This window comes from Burkholderia sp. BCC1993 (genome assembly GCF_905339865.1).
Lineage (GTDB): Bacteria > Pseudomonadota > Gammaproteobacteria > Burkholderiales > Burkholderiaceae > Burkholderia.
Map to the genome: position 1 here is coordinate 114669 of NZ_CAJPGZ010000011.1, position 19870 is coordinate 134538.

Annotated in this window: 17 protein-coding genes; 8 read left to right on the plus strand and 9 right to left on the minus strand. The window is 68.2% G+C overall.

The features are described from left to right. Positions 1–26: 26 nt before the first annotated feature. Positions 27–1994 (minus strand): ATP-dependent zinc metalloprotease FtsH, encoded by a 1968-nt coding sequence (ftsH, locus tag U4Y91_RS19745; protein WP_321806479.1) that lies wholly within the window; start codon positions 1992–1994, stop codon positions 27–29. 417 nt (positions 1995–2411) lie between these two features. Here ftsH and U4Y91_RS19750 point away from each other — a divergent pair, with 417 nt between their 5' ends. Beyond that, a complete protein-coding gene (locus U4Y91_RS19750; RefSeq protein WP_321806480.1) occupies positions 2412–4076 on the plus strand; it encodes an acid phosphatase in 1665 nt (554 codons plus the stop codon). A gap of 152 nt (positions 4077–4228) precedes the next feature. Here the strand turns inward: U4Y91_RS19750 and U4Y91_RS19755 are convergent, their stop codons facing one another. Together U4Y91_RS19755 and U4Y91_RS19760 are read right to left on the minus strand one after the other, a co-directional pair. After that, positions 4229–5725, minus strand: coding sequence for an FAD-dependent oxidoreductase (locus U4Y91_RS19755; protein WP_321806481.1), 1497 nt, complete (start codon positions 5723–5725; stop codon positions 4229–4231). A 319-nt stretch (positions 5726–6044) separates the two neighbouring features. Next, on the minus strand, positions 6045–6254 hold the full coding sequence (locus tag U4Y91_RS19760; protein ID WP_321806482.1) for a hypothetical protein: 210 nt from the start codon (positions 6252–6254) through the stop codon (positions 6045–6047). 457 nt (positions 6255–6711) lie between these two features. Here U4Y91_RS19760 and U4Y91_RS19765 point away from each other — a divergent pair, with 457 nt between their 5' ends. From U4Y91_RS19765 to U4Y91_RS19785, 5 genes are all read left to right on the plus strand, one after another. Continuing rightward, a complete protein-coding gene (locus U4Y91_RS19765) occupies positions 6712–7128 on the plus strand; it encodes a nuclear transport factor 2 family protein (RefSeq protein WP_257773627.1) in 417 nt (138 codons plus the stop codon). Positions 7129–7131: 3 nt separating this feature from the next. Next, positions 7132–7989 carry an SDR family NAD(P)-dependent oxidoreductase gene (locus U4Y91_RS19770; RefSeq protein WP_321806483.1) on the plus strand — a complete coding sequence of 286 codons (858 nt, stop codon included), beginning with the start codon at positions 7132–7134 and terminating at the stop codon, positions 7987–7989. 40 nt (positions 7990–8029) lie between these two features. Continuing rightward, complete coding sequence (locus U4Y91_RS19775; protein ID WP_321806484.1) at positions 8030–8788, plus strand: SDR family oxidoreductase; 759 nt, start codon at positions 8030–8032, stop codon at positions 8786–8788. A 40-nt stretch (positions 8789–8828) separates the two neighbouring features. Then, positions 8829–9665, plus strand: coding sequence for an SDR family NAD(P)-dependent oxidoreductase (locus U4Y91_RS19780; protein WP_415750481.1), 837 nt, complete (start codon positions 8829–8831; stop codon positions 9663–9665). 78 nt (positions 9666–9743) lie between these two features. Then, positions 9744–10652 carry an NAD-dependent epimerase/dehydratase family protein gene (locus U4Y91_RS19785; protein WP_321806485.1) on the plus strand — a complete coding sequence of 303 codons (909 nt, stop codon included), beginning with the start codon at positions 9744–9746 and terminating at the stop codon, positions 10650–10652. Positions 10653–10865: 213 nt separating this feature from the next. Here U4Y91_RS19785 and U4Y91_RS19790 read toward each other — a convergent pair whose 3' ends face one another. The 6 genes from U4Y91_RS19790 to U4Y91_RS19815 all read right to left on the minus strand — a co-directional run bounded on the left by U4Y91_RS19790 (position 10866) and on the right by U4Y91_RS19815 (position 18330). Continuing rightward, positions 10866–12386 (minus strand): cellulase, encoded by a 1521-nt coding sequence (locus U4Y91_RS19790; protein WP_321806642.1) that lies wholly within the window; start codon positions 12384–12386, stop codon positions 10866–10868. 448 nt (positions 12387–12834) lie between these two features. Continuing rightward, positions 12835–14700 (minus strand): phosphoenolpyruvate carboxykinase (GTP), encoded by a 1866-nt coding sequence (locus U4Y91_RS19795; protein WP_321806486.1) that lies wholly within the window; start codon positions 14698–14700, stop codon positions 12835–12837. A 524-nt stretch (positions 14701–15224) separates the two neighbouring features. After that, positions 15225–16001 carry a glucose 1-dehydrogenase gene (locus tag U4Y91_RS19800; RefSeq protein ID WP_321806487.1) on the minus strand — a complete coding sequence of 259 codons (777 nt, stop codon included), beginning with the start codon at positions 15999–16001 and terminating at the stop codon, positions 15225–15227. A gap of 144 nt (positions 16002–16145) precedes the next feature. Beyond that, positions 16146–16901: an SDR family oxidoreductase gene (locus tag U4Y91_RS19805; RefSeq protein ID WP_321806488.1), complete on the minus strand. Its 756-nt coding sequence runs from the start codon at positions 16899–16901 to the stop codon at positions 16146–16148. Between the two features lie 9 nt (positions 16902–16910). Next, positions 16911–17777, minus strand: coding sequence for an SDR family NAD(P)-dependent oxidoreductase (locus U4Y91_RS19810; protein WP_321806489.1), 867 nt, complete (start codon positions 17775–17777; stop codon positions 16911–16913). Between the two features lie 52 nt (positions 17778–17829). Then, positions 17830–18330, minus strand: coding sequence for a nuclear transport factor 2 family protein (locus U4Y91_RS19815; protein ID WP_321806490.1), 501 nt, complete (start codon positions 18328–18330; stop codon positions 17830–17832). Between the two features lie 218 nt (positions 18331–18548). Here U4Y91_RS19815 and U4Y91_RS19820 point away from each other — a divergent pair, with 218 nt between their 5' ends. Continuing rightward, the gene (locus U4Y91_RS19820) at positions 18549–19070 is read left to right on the plus strand and encodes a nuclear transport factor 2 family protein (RefSeq protein ID WP_044844607.1); all 522 of its coding nucleotides are present in this window, start codon (positions 18549–18551) and stop codon (positions 19068–19070) included. 51 nt (positions 19071–19121) lie between these two features. Continuing rightward, positions 19122–19838 carry an EthD domain-containing protein gene (locus U4Y91_RS19825; RefSeq protein WP_321806491.1) on the plus strand — a complete coding sequence of 239 codons (717 nt, stop codon included), beginning with the start codon at positions 19122–19124 and terminating at the stop codon, positions 19836–19838. The last annotated feature ends 32 nt before the right edge of the window (positions 19839–19870 follow it).

Sequence of the window (19870 nt, forward strand, 5' to 3'; positions counted from 1 at the left end):
CGCCGGCTGCGCGAGCGGTCCGCGCTTCAGCGTTCGGGTTCGCGCGGCGGCCCGTATGCGACGAAATCGCGCTCGATCGCCGACGCCTGCTCCGGCGCATTCGCGCTCGTGCATGGCCCGCGATCGGTCAGGGAAGATTCGGAGACCGGCGCCTCGCGCCCCTCGATCAGCGCCTGCAACGCATCGCGTTCGAGCACCTCGCGCGCGAGCAGCCGTTGCGCGATCCGCTCGAGCGCCTCGCGGCGTTCGCCGAGCGTTGCCGCGACGCGCGCATGCGCGTCGGTCAGCAGCGTATGCACCTCGTCGTCGATCATCCGTGCGGTGTGCTCGCTGCAGCGGCCCTCGCCCGCATGCCATGCGCCCGGGATGCCGGTGCGCGTTTCGCCGTCGTCGAAGCTGACGAGCCCGATCTTCTCGCTCATCCCGTACTGCATGACCATGTGGCGCGCCATCGCGGTCGCGCGCTCGAGGTCGTTCTGCGCGCCCGTCGACACGTCGCCGAACACGAGTTCTTCCGCGACGCGCCCGCCGAGCAGTGCATCGATCCGATCGAGCAGCTCGCTGCGGCGCAGGACGTAGCGATCCTCCGTCGGCACCTGCTGCGTGTAGCCGAGCGCGGCCACGCCGCGCGGAATGATCGATACCTTCTTCACCGGATCGCAATGTGCGCGGCTTTCCGCGACGAGCGCATGGCCGGCCTCGTGATAGGCGATCGTCAGCTTCTCCTGCGCGTTCATCACGCGGCTCTTGCGCTCGAGGCCCGTCAGCGCGCGGTCGATCGCCTCGTCGAAGTCGGCCATCCCGATCGCCGGCTTGCCGAGTTCCGCCGCATGCAGCGCGGCTTCGTTGACGACGTTCGCGAGATCGGCGCCGACGAAGCCCGGCGTGCGCGACGCGAGTTCGCCGAGATCGACCTCGGCCGCGAGCTTCACGCGCTTCACGTGCACGCCGAGAATCTGGCGGCGGCCGTTCACGTCGGGCCGGTCGATCGCGATGTGACGGTCGAAGCGGCCCGGGCGCAGCAGTGCGGGATCGAGAATCTCCGGCCGGTTGGTCGCGGCCATGATGATCACGCCGGAGCCGGCCTGGAAGCCGTCCATCTCGACGAGCAGCTGGTTGAGCGTCTGCTCGCGCTCGTCGTTGCCCGACATCGGGCCGACGCCGCGCACCTTGCCGAGCGCGTCGAGCTCGTCGACGAACACGATGCACGGCGCCTTCTGCTGCGCCTGCTCGAATAGGTCGCGCACGCGCGCCGCGCCGACGCCGACGAACATCTCGACGAACGCCGAGCCGCTGATCGAGAAGAACGGCACGGCCGCCTCGCCGGCCACCGCGCGCGCGAGCAGCGTCTTGCCGGTGCCGGGCGCGCCGACGACGAGCACGCCCTTCGGGATCTTGCCGCCGAGCCGCTGGTAGCGATCGGGGTTGCGCAGGAACGCGACGAGCTGCTGCAGCTCGGCCTTCGCTTCGTCGATGCCCGCGATGTCGTCGAACGTGATGCCGGTTTCCTGCTGCACGTACACGCGTGCGCGGCTCTTGCCCATCCCGGTGAAATCCTGCAGCCCGCCACGCTTGCGCAGCATCAGGTTCCAGATGAACACGAACGCGACGAGCGGCACCAGCCACGACGCGAGCGACGCGATCCAGCCGGTGTCGGACGCGCCGTGAAACCGGATGCCGGCGGCGGTCAGCGTATCGATCAGCTGCGGGTCGGTCACGCGGTTGGTGCTGAAGCGCGGCGGCGTGCCGTCCGACTTCACGGCCGCGACTTCGGACGCCGGCAGCAGCGTGCCGGCCTGCGGCATCGTCAGCGTGCCCGTGATCGTCGCCGGTCCGATCTCGAGATCGTCGACGAGCCGCGCGGCGACGAGCCGGTGGAAGTCGCTGTACGCGATCATCGTCTGCGCCGGACGCAGCATCAGCAACTGCGCGGCGAACAGCACGAAGAAGCCCGCCGCGATCAGCAATCCTGCGTAATCGAATTTCCTGTCCATGGCATCGGGCCGGCCGCGCGCGTCGACGCGCGCGCTTACGCGTGCATGCGCGCCCGGTCGGCGCGCGGCATCGCCGGCCACGCGCAAACGGAATGGATCCGCGCCATCGTCGCCTCGTTTCGTCGCATGAATGACACCGCGACGGCGCCGTCGGGCGCCGTTCGCGCGGGCAGCGCGCCGCAACGCGCCGCCCTGATTCAAGTCTAGTTCGCGCGCGGACGTCGCGCATTGTCCGACAAACGCCTTTCATCGACGCCGCCGGCCGCGTTATAGTCGCGTTCGTGACATTTTAGTGACAGCCGGCGTCGCCCCCGCCCAGGCGCGACGCCGGCCGTTGCGTCCCGCCGCGCGTCGCGGCAGGCTGTGCGACGCTGCCGCGCATCGAACAACAACCGCCCCATCCGAGGAGCACACGACGTGAACGACACCCCCGATCGCCCCAACGACCTTCCCGTCGATCCCGACCGCCGCCGCATGCTCGGCGGCCTCGCCGCGCTCGGCGCGGGCGTTGCGCTTGGCGGCTGCGAGACCACGCCGGGCAGCGCCCCGCGCTCGGCCGCCGACCTGCGGCTCGACGACGCGCTGCGCCGGCAGGTGCGCCACATCGTCGTGATCTACGCGGAGAACCGCAGCTTCTCGAACCTGTACGGCGATTTCCCGGGCGTGCAATATCCGCTGAGCGAGGTGAAGCCCGAGCACGCGCGGCAGCTCGATCGCGACGGCAAGACGCCGCTGCCGGTGCTGCCGAAGATCTGGGGCGGGCTCGTGCCGCAGGCGCAGGAAATCGGCGGCAAGCGCTACGCGATCGCCGAGCGCGACATCGACAAGCTGCCGAACGCGCCGTTCCGGATCGCCGACGCACAGGGCAAGCCGCTGCCGAACGGCGTGATCACGCGCGACCTGTGGCACCGCTTCTACCAGAACCAGATGCAGATCGCCGCGGGCCGCAATGACCAGTTCGCCGCGTGGGCCGATTCCGGCGGCCTCGTGATGGGCCATTACCGCAATTCCGCCGACACGCTGCGGCTGTGGAACCTCGCACGGCAATACACGCTGTGCGACAACTTCTTCATGGCGGCCTTCGGCGGTTCGTGGCTGAACCACATGTTCCTGATTTCCGCGCAGCCGCCGATGTATCCGGATGCGCACAAGCATCCGCACGCGGCGAAGCTGCTGTCGAAGGTCGACGGCGACGATCCGGCCGGCACGCGGCTGACGCTCGCCGCCGATTCGCCCGCGTCCGCGCTCGAGGGCCCGCCGAAGTTCGCGGTCGACGGCCCGCTGACGCCCGATGGCTACGGCGTCAACACGATGGCGCCGCCTTACCAGCCGAGCTACGTGCCGCCGGCCGATCCGGGCAACGCCGCGTATGCGGATCCGGCCGACCGTCGCGTGATCCCGCCGCAAGGCCATGCGACGATCGGCGACCGCCTGTCGGAGAAGAACGTCGACTGGGCGTGGTACAGCGGCGCGTGGCAGTACGCGCTCGAGCACCGCGAAACCGGCACGGTGCCGGATTTCCAGTACCACCACCAGCCGTTCAACTACTTCGTGAACTACGCGCCGGGCACCGACGCGCGCCGCAAGCACCTGCGCGACGCGGGCCTCGGCGACGAGCCGTCGACCAATCATTTCATCGCCGACATCGACGCGGGCCGCCTGCCGGCCGTCGCGTTCTACAAGCCGCAGGGCAACCTGAACATGCACGCGGGCTATGCGGATGTCGAATCCGGCGATCGTCACATCGCGCACGTGATCGAGCGGATCCGGCGCGGCCCGCAGTGGGCGAACACCGTAATCGTGATGACGCACGACGAGAACGGCGGCTGGTGGGATCACGTCGCGCCGCCGGTCGGCGATCGCTGGGGCCCCGGCTCGCGGATTCCGGCGCTCGTGATCTCGCCGTTCGCGAAGAAGGGTTACGTCGACCACACGATGTACGACACGAACTCGATCCTGCGCTTCATCAGCCGCGTGCACGGGCTCGCGCCGCTCGACGGCGTCGTCGCGCGCGACAAGGCGTTCGCGTCGCGCGGCGCGACGCCGCCGGGTGACCTGACGAACGCGCTCGATCTTGGCTGACGAACGGCTGACGCCTCGCTGAAACGACGACGCCCCGGTGCAACGCGGTTGCCCGGGGCGTCGTGTTTTGCCGTTCTGCGTTCTGCGTTGCGTGTTTCGCGTTCTGCGTTCGGCGATCCGTGCTCCGTGCTCCGTGCTCCGCGCAGGCGACGCTACGCGACGCTGTGCAACGCGTCGCTCGCCGCACTTGCGGCATGACGACCTGCCTGCCGTCCGAAGAACGTCGAATCGGCCAGCGACAATCCCGAGCTGTACCCGGCGCCCCAGCGCGGCAGCCCGCAGGTCGTGCGGCCGGCCGCATAGAGGCCCGCCACCGGCGTGCGCGCCGCGTCGAGCACCTGCCCGGTCGGGAGCGTATCGAGCCCGCCCAGCGTGAAATGCGGGTAGAACGCGTAGTCGATCCGGCAATCGAGCGCGACGAACGGCGGCTCGATCAACGGCTTCAGCCACTTCTTTGCCTTGTGGAACAGCGGATCGACGCCTTCGGCCGCGTGACGGTTGTAGACGTCGACGGTCGCCGTCAGCGTGCCGGCTGGCATCTGCAGGTCGCGCTCGACTTCGTCCCATGTCTCGCCGGCCGCCGCGATGCCGATCCGCGCGATGTCAGGCGGTTCCTGGTAGGTCGCCTGGTCGACCAGCAGGTAGATCCGGTCGTCGGCCTGGTGGAACGCGTGGTGGCCCGTGCGGCCGTGATAGCCGTCCTCGTTGATGAAGCGCTGGCCGCGCGCGTTCACGAAGATCCCGCGGATCAGCGATTCGGGCGCGTAGAACGGCAGGCTGACGAAACCCTGGTCCATGTGGATCGCCGCACCGCCCGCGCTCTGGCCGAGCAGGATGCCCGAACCGTCGTCGCCGGGGCTGCCGATCGGTTCGGCCGAGCGCAGGAACTGCGGTGCGTGCTGGCGCACCATGTCGCGGTTCATCGCGAAGCCGCCCGCGCACAGAATCACCGCGCGGCGCGCCCGCACGAACGCCGTCTCGCCGTACGCGCGCAGCACGACGCCGCGCACCACGCCGGCATCATCGACGATCAGCGCCTGTGCGCGCGTGTCGTAGCGCGTCGATACGCCGAGCGCCTGCACGCGCTCGGCCAGCACGCGCATCAGCATCTGCCCGCCGCCCCAGCCCGGCCATTGCGGCGTATGGCCGCGCGGACACGGCTTGGCGGCCTCGCTGAACGGCCAGGCTTCCTCGCTGCCCGACCAGATCAGGCAGTCGTCGGTTTCCGGCTCGATGATTCGCTCGGCGATGAACGTGTTCTTGTACGTGACGCCCTGCGCGACCAGCCAGTCGTGATGCGCGAGGCTCTCGTTCGCATAGAGGCGCACCTTCGCCTCGTCGGCGTCGCGGCCGCCCGCGAGCATCAGGTAGCGGTACAAGTCCTCGGTTTCGTCGCTGAAGCCGGCCTGCCGCTGCGCGGGCGTGCCGCCGCTGCCGCCGAGGTAGATCTCGCCGCCGGACAGCGCGCTCGTGCCGCCGTAGCTCGAGGCACGCTCGACGATCAGCGTGTCGGCGCCGGCGCTCGCGGCTTCGATCGCCGCGCACGCGCCGGCCGCGCCGAAGCCGACGATCACGACGTCGTGTTCGGCGTCCCAGCGATGCACGTCGCGGATGTTCTGGGGGCGAGCGAGGGAGTATTCGGATGACATGGAGGCAAGGGTCTGCGTGAAGGGATTCGGTGAAAGGCGGCGGCCGGGGCGCTGCGCGGCCGGACCGGCAGGCCGGCCAGGACACCGGCGCGACGTCGATGCGAGCGATCGCAGGCACGCGAACGCCGCGTCGTCGACGGGGAAATCGAGCGCCAGCGGCGAGCCAAGCCGGGGGCATGCACGCGCCGGACGAACTGCCGTGAGTGCGCCGCACCGTGACACTGCGCTGCGCTGTACGAACGCCGTCCACCCGGTCGCCGTCGCATCGTGACGGCGTCAACGTGACATCGAGTCGGCGCGGCACGCGGCCGTGCCGTCGTCACATGCCGCGCAACGCGGCGAAACCGAAGCGCGAAGGATCGATCGGCACGCAACCGGTCGGCAGGCCGTTCACATCGAGCGAGCGGCATTGCAGGATGCCGGCCGCATACGGCGGCGCCGGGACCTGCTCGGCGCCATATCGCGCCATCGCCATCGCCGCGAACGCGCCGATCGCCAATACGCACAGCTTGCGAGTCGTCAGTCTCATGATCGTGTCCCCTCCGGTTGGCCGCTATCGCGGTTCGTGTCCGGCGCACTGGCCTCGGGCAAACAGGCAACCGCACCGGATGACTGCACGGTAGCCAGCGCCGGCCCGCCGGCCATCGTCCATTTCAACTAGGGGCAAACACGCAGCGGGCCTGGCGCGACGTGCGGCGCCGCAGCATCGCCGTGCGGCGGCAGCGTCGTCGCGATCGGAAAACCGCGTGCCGCAGCCTGTCGTGACGGGGCGCGCGATCTTCGGGCGCGCCGCGCGTTCGCCGCTGCATCGCACCATCGGACGATGAGCGGCCGTCGCGCCGGTGTTTTCCCCGATCGTGCCCCTGCTCCGTATGGATGATGAGGATCGTGCGGTCCGATGCGAACCTGCGGGTCGACGTCGCAATGCCGCCGCGTCCGCACTCGCGGCGCGGCCGAGTCTTTCCGTTCATTCACGGGAGTACCGCATGACCGATTCGAATCCCCGCCACGCGCTGTACGAACTCGCGTGCCGTTACGCGCAGGCCGTCGACCGGCGCGACTGGCCGCGCCTCGCCACCCTCTTCACCGCCGACGCCCAGCTCGACGGCCCCGGTTTCCGTTTCGACGACCGCGATGCGATCGTCGCCGGCATGCGCGTGATCGAGCGCTACGAAACCACCCAGCATCACGTGCACAACCAGCTCGTCACGCTCGACGGCGGTGAGGCCGACGTCGAGACCTACTGCCTCGCGTGCCACGTGTACGTGCGCGACGGCGTGAAGCGCAAGCTCGACTGGGGGCTGCGCTATCGCGACCGCTGCGTGTTCGACGGCGGCACGTGGCGCTTCGCTGCGCGCACGCTGCACGTCGACTGGTCGCAAGACCTGCCGCTGGAGGGCTGAACGATGCGCGCATCCCTTCCCCTCGCCGGCCGCACCGCGCTCGTCACGGGCGGCGCCGGCGGCATCGGCGCGGCCTGTGCGCACGCGCTTGCCGCCGATGGCGCGGCCGTCGTGCTGATGGGCCGCCGCCGCGATGCACTCGAACGCACGCAGCGGCACCTGACCGACACGCTGCCCGGCAGCCGCGTCGCGATCCATGCCGGCGACGCCTGCGACGACGGCGACCTGCAGGCGGCGCTGGACACCGCGTGGGCGCTCGACGGCCGTCTCGACATCGTCGTGCCGACCGTCGGCGGCGCCGGGTTCCGGCCGCTGCTGATGCACGACGCCGACAGCTTCCGCGCGGAACTCGACCTGAACCTGCACAGCGCGTTCGCTGCGATCCGCCACGCCGCGCCGCGGCTCGCCGACAGCGGCGGCGGCACGATCGTCTGCATCTCGTCGACGGCCGCGCAGATCAATTTCCGCTGGCTGACCGCGTACTGCACCGCGAAGGCCGCGCTCGAAGCGCTGGTGCGCGGGGCCGCCGAGGAACTGGCCGGCGCGAAGATCCGCGTGAACGCGGTGCGGCCGGGCCTCACGCGCTCGGAGGCCACCGCGCCGATGTTCGACAACCGGGCGCTCGTCGACAGCTTCCTCGACCAGATTCCGCTCGGCTCACTCGGCGAGCCGGAAGCGATCGCGCACGCGGTGCGCTATCTCGCGGGCCCCGAGTCGGGCTGGGTCACCGGCCAGAGCTTCGCGGTCGACGGCGGCCACGAGTTGCGCGCCAACCCGCGCGTCGACGACACGATCGCGCAGATCTACGGCGCGGCCGCGCTCGACGCGGTCAAGGCCGGCCGTGCGCCGGGCGCCGCATGAGCGCCCGCCTTCTTTCAACGTCACCGGAAATCGACCTGACATGAATCGAGTCGCAAACAAGGTCGCGCTGATCACCGGCGCGGCGAGCGGCGTCGGCCGCGCGGATGCGCTGCTGCTTGCCGCCGAAGGCGCGCGCGTGGTGCTCACCGACATCGACGAGGACGCCGGCCGCGCACTCGCGCGCGAGATCGGCGACACCGCGCTGTTCGTCCATCAGGACATCGCCGACGAAGACGGCTGGCGGCACGCGATCGCGTCGACGCTCGAGCGCTTCGGCCGCCTCGACGTGCTCGTCAACAACGCGGCGATCTGCCCGGTCGGCTCGATCGAGGACACGAGCCTCGACACCTGGCGGCGCGTGCTGCGCGTCAATGCGGACGGCTACTTTCTCGGCTGCAAGTACGCGATCGGCGCGATGAAGCACAACGACACGCCGGGCTCGATCGTGATGATGTCGTCGGTCGCCGCGCTCGGCGGCCTGCCGATGATGTGCGCGTACACCGGCTCGAAAGGCGCGGTGACGGCGCTCGCGCGCAGCGTCGCCGTGCACTGCAAGCGCAGCGGCTACCGGATCCGCTGCAACTCGATCCACCCGGACGGCATCTGGACGCCGATGACGCAGGCGCTGATGCCCGACCTCGATCCGGCCGAGCTCGGCATCGGTAACGATCCGATGGCACGCATGTGCGACCCGCAGGACGTCGCGAATCTCGTGCTGTTCCTCGCATCCGACGAATCGCGCTTCGTGAACGGCGCGGAGCTGCGGATCGACAACGCGCAACTGGTTGCGTCGCTGTGATGCGGCGCGTGGCTTTTCCGTTCGAAGGGGTAGCGTTCCGATGATTTCCTTTTCCGGCAAGACCGTGCTGGTCACCGGCGGCGGCGCAGGCATCGGCCGCGCGTGCGCACAGGCGTTCGGCGCGGCAGGCGCACGCGTCGTGGTGGCCGAGGTCGATCCCGCCCGCGCGCAGGACGTGCGCCAGGCACTCGAAGCCGCGGGCGTCGACGCGCTGGTCGGCACTGTGGACGTCACGCGCCGCGACGAGGTCAACGCATTCGCGCGGACGATCGACGCCCGCTTCGGCGGCCTCGACGTGCTCGTCAACAACGTCGGCGATTTCCTGCAGATCGCGAAACCGTTCGACGACCATACCGACGACGACATCGCGCGGCTGTTCGACGTGAACCTGCGCCAGGTGTTCATCGTCACGCGCGCGATGCTGCCGTTGCTGCGCAAGCGCGGCGCGGGCAGCAGCATCGTCGGCGTGTCGTCGATCGAGGGCTTTCGCGCGATTCCGAACTGCACCGTGTACGCATCGTTCAAGGCCGCGCTGACCGGCTTCACGAAAAGCCTCGCGCTCGAACTCGGGCCGGCCGGCATCCGCGTGAACCAGATCGCGCCGGAGACCACCGAGACGCCGCAGGTGCCGGTCAGCGCGATGGTCGCGGCCGAGCATCGCGAGCACATCCCGCGCTGGATTCCGCTCGGGCGCTTCGGTGCGGCCGGCGACATCGCGGGCGCCGCGCTGTTCCTAGCGAGCCCGCTCGCCGCGTGGGTCACCGGCACGACGCTGCATGTCGACGGCGGCGCACTCGCGGCGGCCGGCTGGTATCGCGATCCGAACGGCTTCTGGACCAACATGCCGGTCGTCACCGGCAACGGCTTCAATTTCTGAGCGACGTTCCGCACGGATTCGTCCGTTCAATCATCGGTTCAATTCAAGCGGCGCGCCTGCGCCGCCACCGGAGACACCATGAAAATCCTGATCATCGGCGGTACCGGCCTCATCGGCGGCCACGCCGCATTGCATCTGCGCACGCAAGGCAACGACGTGACGCTCGCCGCGCGCAAACCGCCCGCGCCGGGCAGCGCGCTCGCGCAATTCGACGTGCTGCTGCGCGACTACGTGGCCGACAACTTCACGCGTGATGATCTCGCGCCGTTCGACGCGGTCGTGTTCGCAGCCGGCAACGACATTCGCCACCTGCCGCCCGGCACCGACGAAGCCGCGCACTGGGAACGCGCGAACGTCGACGCGGTGCCGCGCTTCTTCGCGCTCGCGCGCGACGCGGGCGTGAAGCGCGCGGTGCTGGTCGGCAGCTTCTATCCGCAGGTCGCGCCGGCGCTCGTCGACACGGTGCCGTACGTGCGCTCGCGCCATCTCGCGGACGAGCGCGTGCGCGCACTCGCGTCGCCGTCGTTCGCGGTGTGCAGCGTCAATGCGCCGTTCGTGGTCGGCTCGGTGCCGGGGCTGCGCAACGAGATGTTCGCCGCGTACACGGGTTATGCGCAGGGCAAGCTCGCCGGACTGCCGGTGTACGGGCCGGCCGGCGGCAGCAACTTCATCTCGACGCAATCGCTGTCGGAAGCGATCTTGGGCGCGCTGCAACGCGGCGAATCCGGCAAGGCCTATCTCGTCGGCGACGAGAACCTGAGCTTCGCCGACTACTTCGCGGCGTTCTTCCGGGCGGCCGGCAATCCGCAGCCGGTGCCATCGCTCGACCAGGAGCATCCGCTGTTGCCGGACATCGCGATCTATACGGGGCGCGGCAACGTCGTGTCATACGAGCCGGACCCGGCCGATATCGCGCTGCTGCGCTACCGGCGCGGCGACGTGCAGCGCGCGGTGAATGAGGTGGTTGCGCAGTGCGGCATGCAGTAATCGCAAGCGAGCGGCGCGGATGCAAGAACGTCCCGCCGCCGGCGATGGATGCCGGTGGCGGGACGTCGGGAAGCGCCTCGGAGCCCGCCGTCGCGGGCATGTCTCCGCGCATTCGGCTCAGTCACGCGCATCGGTCACGAGCGGCAAGTCGGCCGGCCGCTCCCCGGGTACCCGTCGATGTCCAGATGCGCGGGCTTGCGCCATCCGAAACGGTTACTTGCCCAACGCGTTGAACCAGCCCGGACCGATCGGCGCATAACCGGCGGTGCCCGCCGCAGCCGCACGCGCATTGGTACCGAAATCCGGCCATGCAGGATAATACTGGCTCGAAGTCGCCTGAGGCGTGCCTGCTATCTTCGCCGGGCCGGGAGTGCCAGTCGATCCGGTCGTCGGGCCGAGCGTGGCAATGCCGAAGTACGGCTCATAGATGTTCGTGCTGTTCGGCAACGACAACGCCATGTCCGAATAGCAGTACGCATACACCGGACCGTAGGCGCCCTTCGGCTGCTGCGCGATCCATGCCATCAGCGCCCGGTATTCGCGCGCCTGGTTGGCCTGCGTCAGGAATGGCGCATTCTCCCTGGTCCGGAAATCGGCGTTCGTATATTGCTCCGACGAGCCACCCAATTGCCCGGTGAAGTTGGTCGCGCCGTCCGTCCCTGTCGTGGGCGCGCCGAACTCGGTGAGCGCGATGGCCTTCGCGCCGTCGCCCGCCGCATTCATCTGATCGCGCAAGCTCGTTCCGGTGTAGCTCGAAAACGTATTGCCGCTGCTCGACGGCCACGCGTACGACGGCGACGAGAAGCTATGCCACATCATGTTGAACGCATTCGAGTACTGCGGATGCGTCGTGTTGAGCGACGTGCTCGGACATTGGTCCTGAGCCGATTGCCAGTCGTCGGAATAGCAGTACGGGTGATGGGCAAGTGCATCGAAATAGCCATGTGCGCCATTCGCGTACATCACCGCCAGCCAGTCGCGCGGGTCCCACCGCGTGGGCGCAGGATAATTCGGGTTGGTCGAATTGACGAGCCCGGCCACACCGTTCGACGGCAGCGCTCCGCTCGTGTTGTTCGGGGAGGTCGTACAGGCCGCACTCCCGCCCGCATACACGTACGCGCCCGGATTCGCCTGCTTGATCGCCGGGTAGGCGCTCTTCAGGATCTGCGTATACAGCACCGGATCGTGGGGCATGAAATCGACGCCGCAGTTCGGCTCGTTCCAGATTTCCCATGCGTCGACCTGGCCGCCATAGCTGTCGCTGCCGTAGTGCTTGGCCGCGGCCCGGGCAAAGTTGGTGTAGAACGTCGGATCCGGTGCGCACAGCCAGGATGCAACCCCGTTCGCTTGCTGGTAGCTGCTCGAACACTTCGAACTGGCCGCCCACGGCGGCGTCAGCAAAATCAGGCCCAGCACGCGCAAACCATGGTTGCGGGCGGCACGGATGACCGTGTCCGTTACACCCCAGTTCAATCCGCTACTGGTACCCGGATTGGGGTCGTTGATGTTGATCGTGCTTTGCGACGGTTGAATGCGCGCCCAGTTGATATCGATCCGCACCCAGCGAGCATTCGTGGCCGCGAGACCGGCCATGTAGTTGTTGATGGCTTGCGTCGGGTCGCTGGCGTTCTGGTTGATGATGTCGTTGATTTCACTGCCCAGATTGATCGCAGGCACGGGCGTATTGGTCTGGCCGATTGCAGGTTGCCCCGCCAGGCCCGCCAGCAGCGCCATGATGAGCGTCGCCCACGCCAATCCGGCCTGAACCAAATTCGCGCGATCACCCTGACGAATCGAACGATTCGATCGCGCTCGAGCGGCTGCATTCGACAGCCGTCTTATTGCTTTGGAGATCATCCGCGCTCCCTGTGAATGTGTACCGAGGCACCGGCTGCCACGAACACGGGCGCCTAAGGCAATAACTCGCCCGGTCATCGTGTCCAAGGCCGGGTTTCGATTGCGGTTCGCAGGACAGACCGACTACGCGAACGCGCACAATCGATCTGGATTGTCTCGAATCTGGTGGCTGCGATCGTGCGTTATCGCACTCATTCAATCGGCGGGCGCCGGAATCGCGAGCGCGATGCTGGCCGTAACGGACATCGCGCGAAGTGAAGATGCAAAAACGCCCCGCCGCCGGCTATACGAACCGGCTGCGGGGCGTCATGGGCGACCCGGATCGTCAGCCGCCGATGCGCTGTTCGATCTTCTTCATTGTGTCGCTCAGCTCGGTCGGCAGACGCAGCTTCAGCGTGTCGAACAGCGCCGCATGCAGCTTCAGCTCGTCGCGCCATTCGTCCGCGTTCATCGACGTGACCGCCTCGAACTGCTCGCGCGTGAAGTCGAGCCCGTCCCAGTGCAGATCGTCATAGGCCGGCGACACGCCGAACGCATGTTCGCCGCCACCGCCGTTGCCCTCGAGGCGATCGAGCATCCACTTCAGCACGCGCATGTTCTCGCCGAAGCCCGGCCACACGAACTTGCCGTTCGCGTCCTTGCGGAACCAGTTCACGCAATAGATCTTCGGCAGCGTCGCGCCCGCGCCTTCGAGCTGCTTGCCGAGCTTCAGCCAGTGCGCGAAATAATCGCTCATGTTGTAGCCGCAGAACGGCAGCATCGCGAACGGGTCGCGGCGCACCACACCCTGCTGGCCGGCCGCGGCGGCGGTCGTCTCGGAGCCCATCGTCGCGGCCATGTACACGCCTTCGACCCAGTCGCGCGCCTCGGTCACGAGCGGCACGGTCGTCGAGCGGCGGCCGCCGAAGATGAACGCGTCGATCGGCACGCCGGCCGGGTTCTCCCAGTCCGCGTCGATCGACGGGCATTGCGACGCCGGTGCCGTGAAGCGCGAGTTCGGATGCGCGGCCTTGCGGCCCGTCTCCTTGCCGACTTCCGGCGTCCACGGGTTGCCCTGCCAGTCCGTCAGCTTCGCGGGCGGCGTGTCGGTCAGGCCTTCCCACCACACGTCGCCGTCTTCCGTCAGCGCGACGTTCGTGAAGATCACGTTCTCCTTCAGCGTCGAGATCGCATTCGGGTTGGTCTTCACGCCGGTGCCCGGCGCGACGCCGAAGAAGCCGGCTTCCGGGTTGATCGCATACAGGCGCCCGTCGCGGCCGGGCTTCAGCCACGCGATGTCGTCGCCGATCGTCGTGACCTTCCAGCCGTCGAAGCCCTGCGGCGGGATCAGCATCGCGAAGTTGGTCTTGCCGCACGCGGACGGGAACGCGGCCGCGACGTGATACTTCTTGCCGGTCGGCGACGTCACGCCGAGGATCAGCATGTGTTCGGCGAGCCAGCCCTGGTCGCGGCCCATCGTCGACGCGATGCGCAGCGCGAAGCACTTCTTGCCGAGCAGCGCGTTGCCGCCGTAGCCGGAGCCGAAGCTCCAGATCTCGCGCGTATCGGGGAAATGCACGATGTACTTGACCGGGTTGCACGGCCACCGCACGTCCTGCTGGCCAGCTTCGAGCGGATGGCCGACGCTGTGCACGCACGGCACGAATTCGCCGTCCTCGCCGAGCACGTCATACACCTCGCGGCCCATGCGCGTCATGATCCGCATGTTCACGGCCACGTACGGGCTGTCGGACAGCTCGACGCCGACGTGCGCGATCGGCGAGCCGAGCGGGCCCATCGAGAACGGCACGACGTACAGCGTGCGGCCGCGCATCGAACCGCGGAACAGGCCGTTCAGCGTCTCGCGCATTTCTTCCGGCGCGATCCAGTTGTTGGTCGGGCCGACGTCGTCGGGCGATTCGGTGCAGATGAAGGTGCGGTCCTCGACGCGCGCGACGTCGGACGGATCGGACTGCGCGAGATACGAGTTCGGGCGCTTCGCCGGGTTCAGGCGCGTGAGCGTGCCCTGGTCGACCATCGCCTGGCACAGCGCGTCGTTCTCTTCCTGCGAGCCGTCGCACCAGATGACACGCTCGGGCTCCGTCAGCGCCGCGATGCGCGATACCCAGTCGATCAGCTTGCGATGTTTGACGTATGCAGGGGGAGCGATCAGCGGGCCGTGCGTCGCTTCGGCCAAAGAGTTTTGCGACATGGGAATGTCTCCAGATTATTGGGCGGGGATGGGGGATGCGGGGCGAGCCCGCGAGATGGGGAATGCGGTCGGAGCGCAGGGTGCAGCGACGCGCAAGGCGGGACACGCGAGCGGAGCGCGTGTCGATGCCGCGATGCGGGCGAGAGAATGTGATGTCTCGTATGAGCGTGCGAACGCGAGTTTCGCCATGCAAGCAACCTGCCGTACAACTCCATATCGGCCAGCATACCATCGCCGTTATTGGGCTGGCGTTGCGTTGCAACAAGAAACAACTGTGTCGACGCGCCGGCACGCCGCTTGCCGGCCGGTCCTTTTTTCTGCGCCGCCGCGTGCGCTTTGGGGACGAAACCGCTGGAACGTCCGTCCGGCAAGGGTTTCGAAATAACGCAAAATCGGCGCGACACGTTCGCATGCGATGCACCCGAACCGTCGCCGTCCGAATTCGCGTTTTCGCTACTCAGGCAAACCCTGAATTAGGTTGCGTACACAAACATCGGTCGCACGCGCGTTGTGTACGCTACCGCTCAAAACGGCGCGCCGGGCAATTCGGGGTAATACGCGCCCGCCGCCATCCCGCCGTCGACGGACAGCTCGGCGCCGTTGCAGTACGACGCTTCGTCGCTTGCGAGAAACAGCGTCGCGCGCGCGATTTCTTCAGGCAAACCGACGCGCTGCAGCGGCACGTGCGTGTAGTGCTTGTTGACTTCGTCGAGCGGTGCGCCGGTCGGATTCGACATCACCGTGTTCACGCCTCCGGGATGAATCGAATTGACGCGCACGCCCTTTTGGCCGAGTTCGAGCGCCGCGACCTTCGTCAGCCCGCGCACGCCCCATTTGCTCGATACGTAGGCGGCCAGCGCATTCACGCCGCGCAGCCCGTCGACCGACGAAATGTTGACGATCGACCCACTCTTCTGCGCAATCATGTGCGGCGCGATCGTGCGAATGCCGACGAACGTGCCGACCAGATTGATCGACACAGCACGCTCGAAATCGCGTTTCGACAACTCGGTGATCGCGCCGAAGATCAGCACCGCCGCATTGTTGACGAGCACGTCGATGCGGCCGAACTGCTCGACGGTCGCGTCGGCCACGCGTTGCCAGTTCGCTTCGTCGGCCACGTCGAGCCGCATGAAGCGCGCGGCGGCGCCGAGCTCGCGCGCGAGCGCCTCGCCTTCCGCGTCGAGCACGTCGGCGATCACGACGCGCGCGCCCGCTTCGACGAACAGCCTGCACGTCGCCGCGCCCATTCCGCGCGCGCCGCCCGTGACGATCGCTACCTTTCCTTCCAGTCGAGTCATGTCGTTCTCTCTTCGATGGGTTCCGATTTCAGTTCCGATTTCAGTTCCGGTTCCGATTCCGTTTGCCGGCCGTGACGCGCGGCTGCGCGCCGGTGCGCCGGCCGATTACGAGTTGACGACGACGCGGCGATGCCGCGCCCGCCGTCAGCCCCAGTACGCCTGCCCGCCGTCGAGCGGCAGCGTCGCGCCCGTCAGATACGCCGCATCGCGGCTCGCGAGAAACACGATCGCGCGCCCGATGTCCTGCTCGCAGTCGCCGACGCGGCCAAGCGGGATCGTGCGAAAGAACGCGGCGGCCTCATCCGGGTTCGCGTCGACCCAGCCCTTCAGCCCCGGCGACAGCGCATGCGGCGCGACCGCGTTCACGCGGATGCCGTCGGCGCCCCATTCGCACGCTGCCGCACGCGTGAGCGCGCGAATCGCTTCCTTGGTTGCCGCATAGGCGCCGTAACCCGACGTGTCCCAGCGCACCGCGGCCGACGATGCGAAATTGACGATCACGCCATCGCCCTTCAGATGCGGATGGCACGCGCGCATCATCCGCAGCGTCGCGACCGGCCCCGAGTCGAGGCCCGCGAGAAAATCCGCGTCGGTCACGTCGAGCAGGCGGCCGAGCGGCACGACCTGCGCGTTGTTGATCAGGATCTGCACGCCGCGAAAACGCTCGACCACCGCATCGACGCACTGCACGATCTGCGCGGCGTCCATCACGTCGCACACGAACGGCTCCGCGACCCCGCCGCGTGCGCGAATCGCATCGCACGTCGCGACCAGCTTGTCGCGCGTGCGGCCGACCACGGCCACCTGCGCGCCTTCGGCCGCGAGCGCGTGCGCGACGCCTTGCCCGACGCCCTGCCCCGCGCCCGTCACGAGCGCGACCTTGCCTGCGAGGATGCCCATGTGCGCTCCTTACGCGACGATCGCCGGATGCGCCTGCACGGGCCCGCCGAGCAGGTCGCGATACGACGGCGGCTGCTTGCCGTCGAGATCGGCAATGCCGTATTGCAGCGCGGCTTCCGCGCCGACCAGCACCTGCCCCGACAGCGCCATGCGCTGCGGATCGGCATGGATCGCTTGAATCACGCGGCCGGTGAATTCGGGGCTTTCGGCGACGAGCGAGAATTCCTTGTACAGGTCCGGATGCTCGTTCCACACGCGCGTCGTGCGCTCGGTGCGCAGCGGACCCATCCAGATCGACACGGTCGCGACGTCGAACGGCTTCAGGTCGACCGCCATGTCCTTCGCGAACTTGTCGACGCCGGACTTCTGCGCGCCGTACGCGGCGCCGTGCATGTAGCAGCTCGCGCCGAACGACGACGTGAACGCGATCAGCCCGCTGCGACGCTTCGCCATCAGCGGCGCGGCATGCCAGCTCGCGACATAGGCCGAACGCAGCCCGACGTCGAGGATGTTCACGAGGTCGAGCGACTTCTCCCAGAACGGGCCCGGCAGGATCAGCTGGTCGTGCAGGTACGTCGCGTTGTTGACAAGGATGTCGAGCCGCCCGCTGTCGCGTTCGACGCGCTCGAACAGCACCTTCACCTGAGCGTCGTCCGCGTGGTCGCACGCGACCGCGATCCCGCGGCCGCCGAGCGCGTCGATCTCGCGCGCGGTCTCGTAGATCGTGCCGGGCAACGGCGCATCGCCTTCGTTCTGCGAGCGGCCCGTCACGTAGACGGTCATGCCGGCCGCGCCGAGCGCGCGCGCGATGCCCTTGCCCGCGCCGCGCGACGCGCCCGTCACGACGGCGACCGGCGCCTCGTGGTTCTGTGTCATGTTCGATGTCTCCTGGGGGAATGTTCTCAACCGGCGCGGGTAGCGCGCGTCGTCATGCGGCAGGCGGCTGCGCGCCGGCGAACAGCACGCCCGGCGCATCGCCGTCGTAGCGGGCCGACAGCGTCGACGTGACGACGCAGCGCGTGGCCGCGATCTTCCATTCGCCGTCGACCTTCCGGTATTCGTCGTCGTAGGTCGCGCCCAGCTGCGTAAGCGTGCGCGCGTTGGTGTCGAGCATCTGGTAATGCAGCCCCCAGGTGCCTCGCGCATGCGTGTCGTCGAGCACGGTGATGTCGGGATTCACGCCGTGGTGCATCTCGACGATGTGCGTGTGGCAGCCGAGCCGCTCGAACACGTCGACGAGCGCGTCGCGATGGTCGAACGTGCCGATCCGGCCGTAGTCGATGTGCACGGTGCCGGGCGCGAAGCAATCGCGCATCCCTTGCGGATCCTTCCGGTCGCAGCACGTGAAGTAGCGGGCCTTCAGTTGGCGGATCGCGTCGGCGTCCTCGAGCCTGCGCACGCGCACTTCCATTCGTTCGATCGGGGTCATGCCGTCTCCTTGGTCTCGTGTGCGCGGATCGAAGCCGCGTCGACGCCACGTTACAGGCGCACGAATGGCCGGCCATCACCTGTTTGGATGAAACCGAGGGTTCGTATCGACGACGGTGAATGCGGCGGTCGCTACCGTCGCGGCGTTCGTCCGAACAGACGATGTGACGCAGGTGGCTTCGTTCCTACCATCGGACGACACCACCACGAGACACGGCGATGGACGAGACGACCCGCACGCTCTACGAGTACGAGCAGATCCGCCAGCTGAAGTACCGGTATTTCCGCGCGATCGACACGCACGACTGGGCGTTGCTCGAACAATGCGTGACCGAGGATTGCGAGGTGCGGCTGCAAGGCGGCCGCTATGCGTACGACGGCCGCGACGCATTCGTGTCGAGCCTGCGTGCGCTGATCGGCAAGCCGACCTTCCTGACGATGCATCACGGCCATCACCCCGAGCTCACGCTGGTGTCCGCCGATCACGCGTGCGGCGTGTGGTTTCTCGAGGATCACGCGATCAATCTCGAGGAAAACTACCTGATGCACGGCGCCGCGTTCTACGACGACCAGTACGTGAAACGCGACGGCGCGTGGCGCATTCACGCGACGCGCCACGAGCGCCTGTTCGAAACCGTCACGTCGCCGATTCCGCCGTCGTTCACGCTGACTGCGAACCGCTTCGCGCCGCACGCGCACGACGCAACGCGCCCGGCCGATTCGGCCGCCAGCGCTTCCTGAAACCCGGCGGCAGCGCCGCCGATCCCGTCATTCCCCCCTGGAGCCGGAGCAATGGAGAAAGTCATTTACGTGTTGTGGCGCGACGCGCAGGCCGCGCCCGAGCCGTGGATCCGCAGCGTGCGCGCGCAGCTCGCCGACAAGCTGTTGTCGCTCGGCGCGCACGGCGTGCAGGTGAACGTCGCCGACGCCGATGTCGCGCCGGCCGCCGGCCTCAAGCAGACCAACACGCACCCGGGCATCGACGGCATCGTCGCGGTGTGGATCGACAGTGCGAACCCGATGTTCCGCCAGCCGTTCGACGACGCGGTGCGCGCGGTCGTCCCGCACATGGCCGCGTATCTCGTCACCGAATCGCAGCCGATTCCGAACACGCGCTTTCCGGCACGGCCCGGCGAGCGCACGAGCGGCTTCTCGCAGCTCGCGTTCCTGAAGCGCCCGCCGCGCCTCACGCACGAAGCGTGGCTCGACGTGTGGCACGGCCATCACACGCGCGTCGCGATCGATACTCAGGATAACTTCCTGTACGTGCAGAACGTGGTCGTGCGCGCGCTCACGCATGCGGCGCCCGGCTACGACGCGATCGTCGAGGAGTGCTTCCCGGCCGCGGCGATGACCGATCCTTACGCGTTCTTCGATGCGGTCGGCGACGAGGAGAAATTCCAGCGCAACGTGGCGGAGATGATGGACAGCTGCGGACGCTTCATCGATTTCGACAAGATCGACGTGGTGCCGACGAGCCAGTACGTCGTGAAGGCGGTGCGTGGCTAACGCGCGGCGATCGCTCGGATGAAAAAAAACGC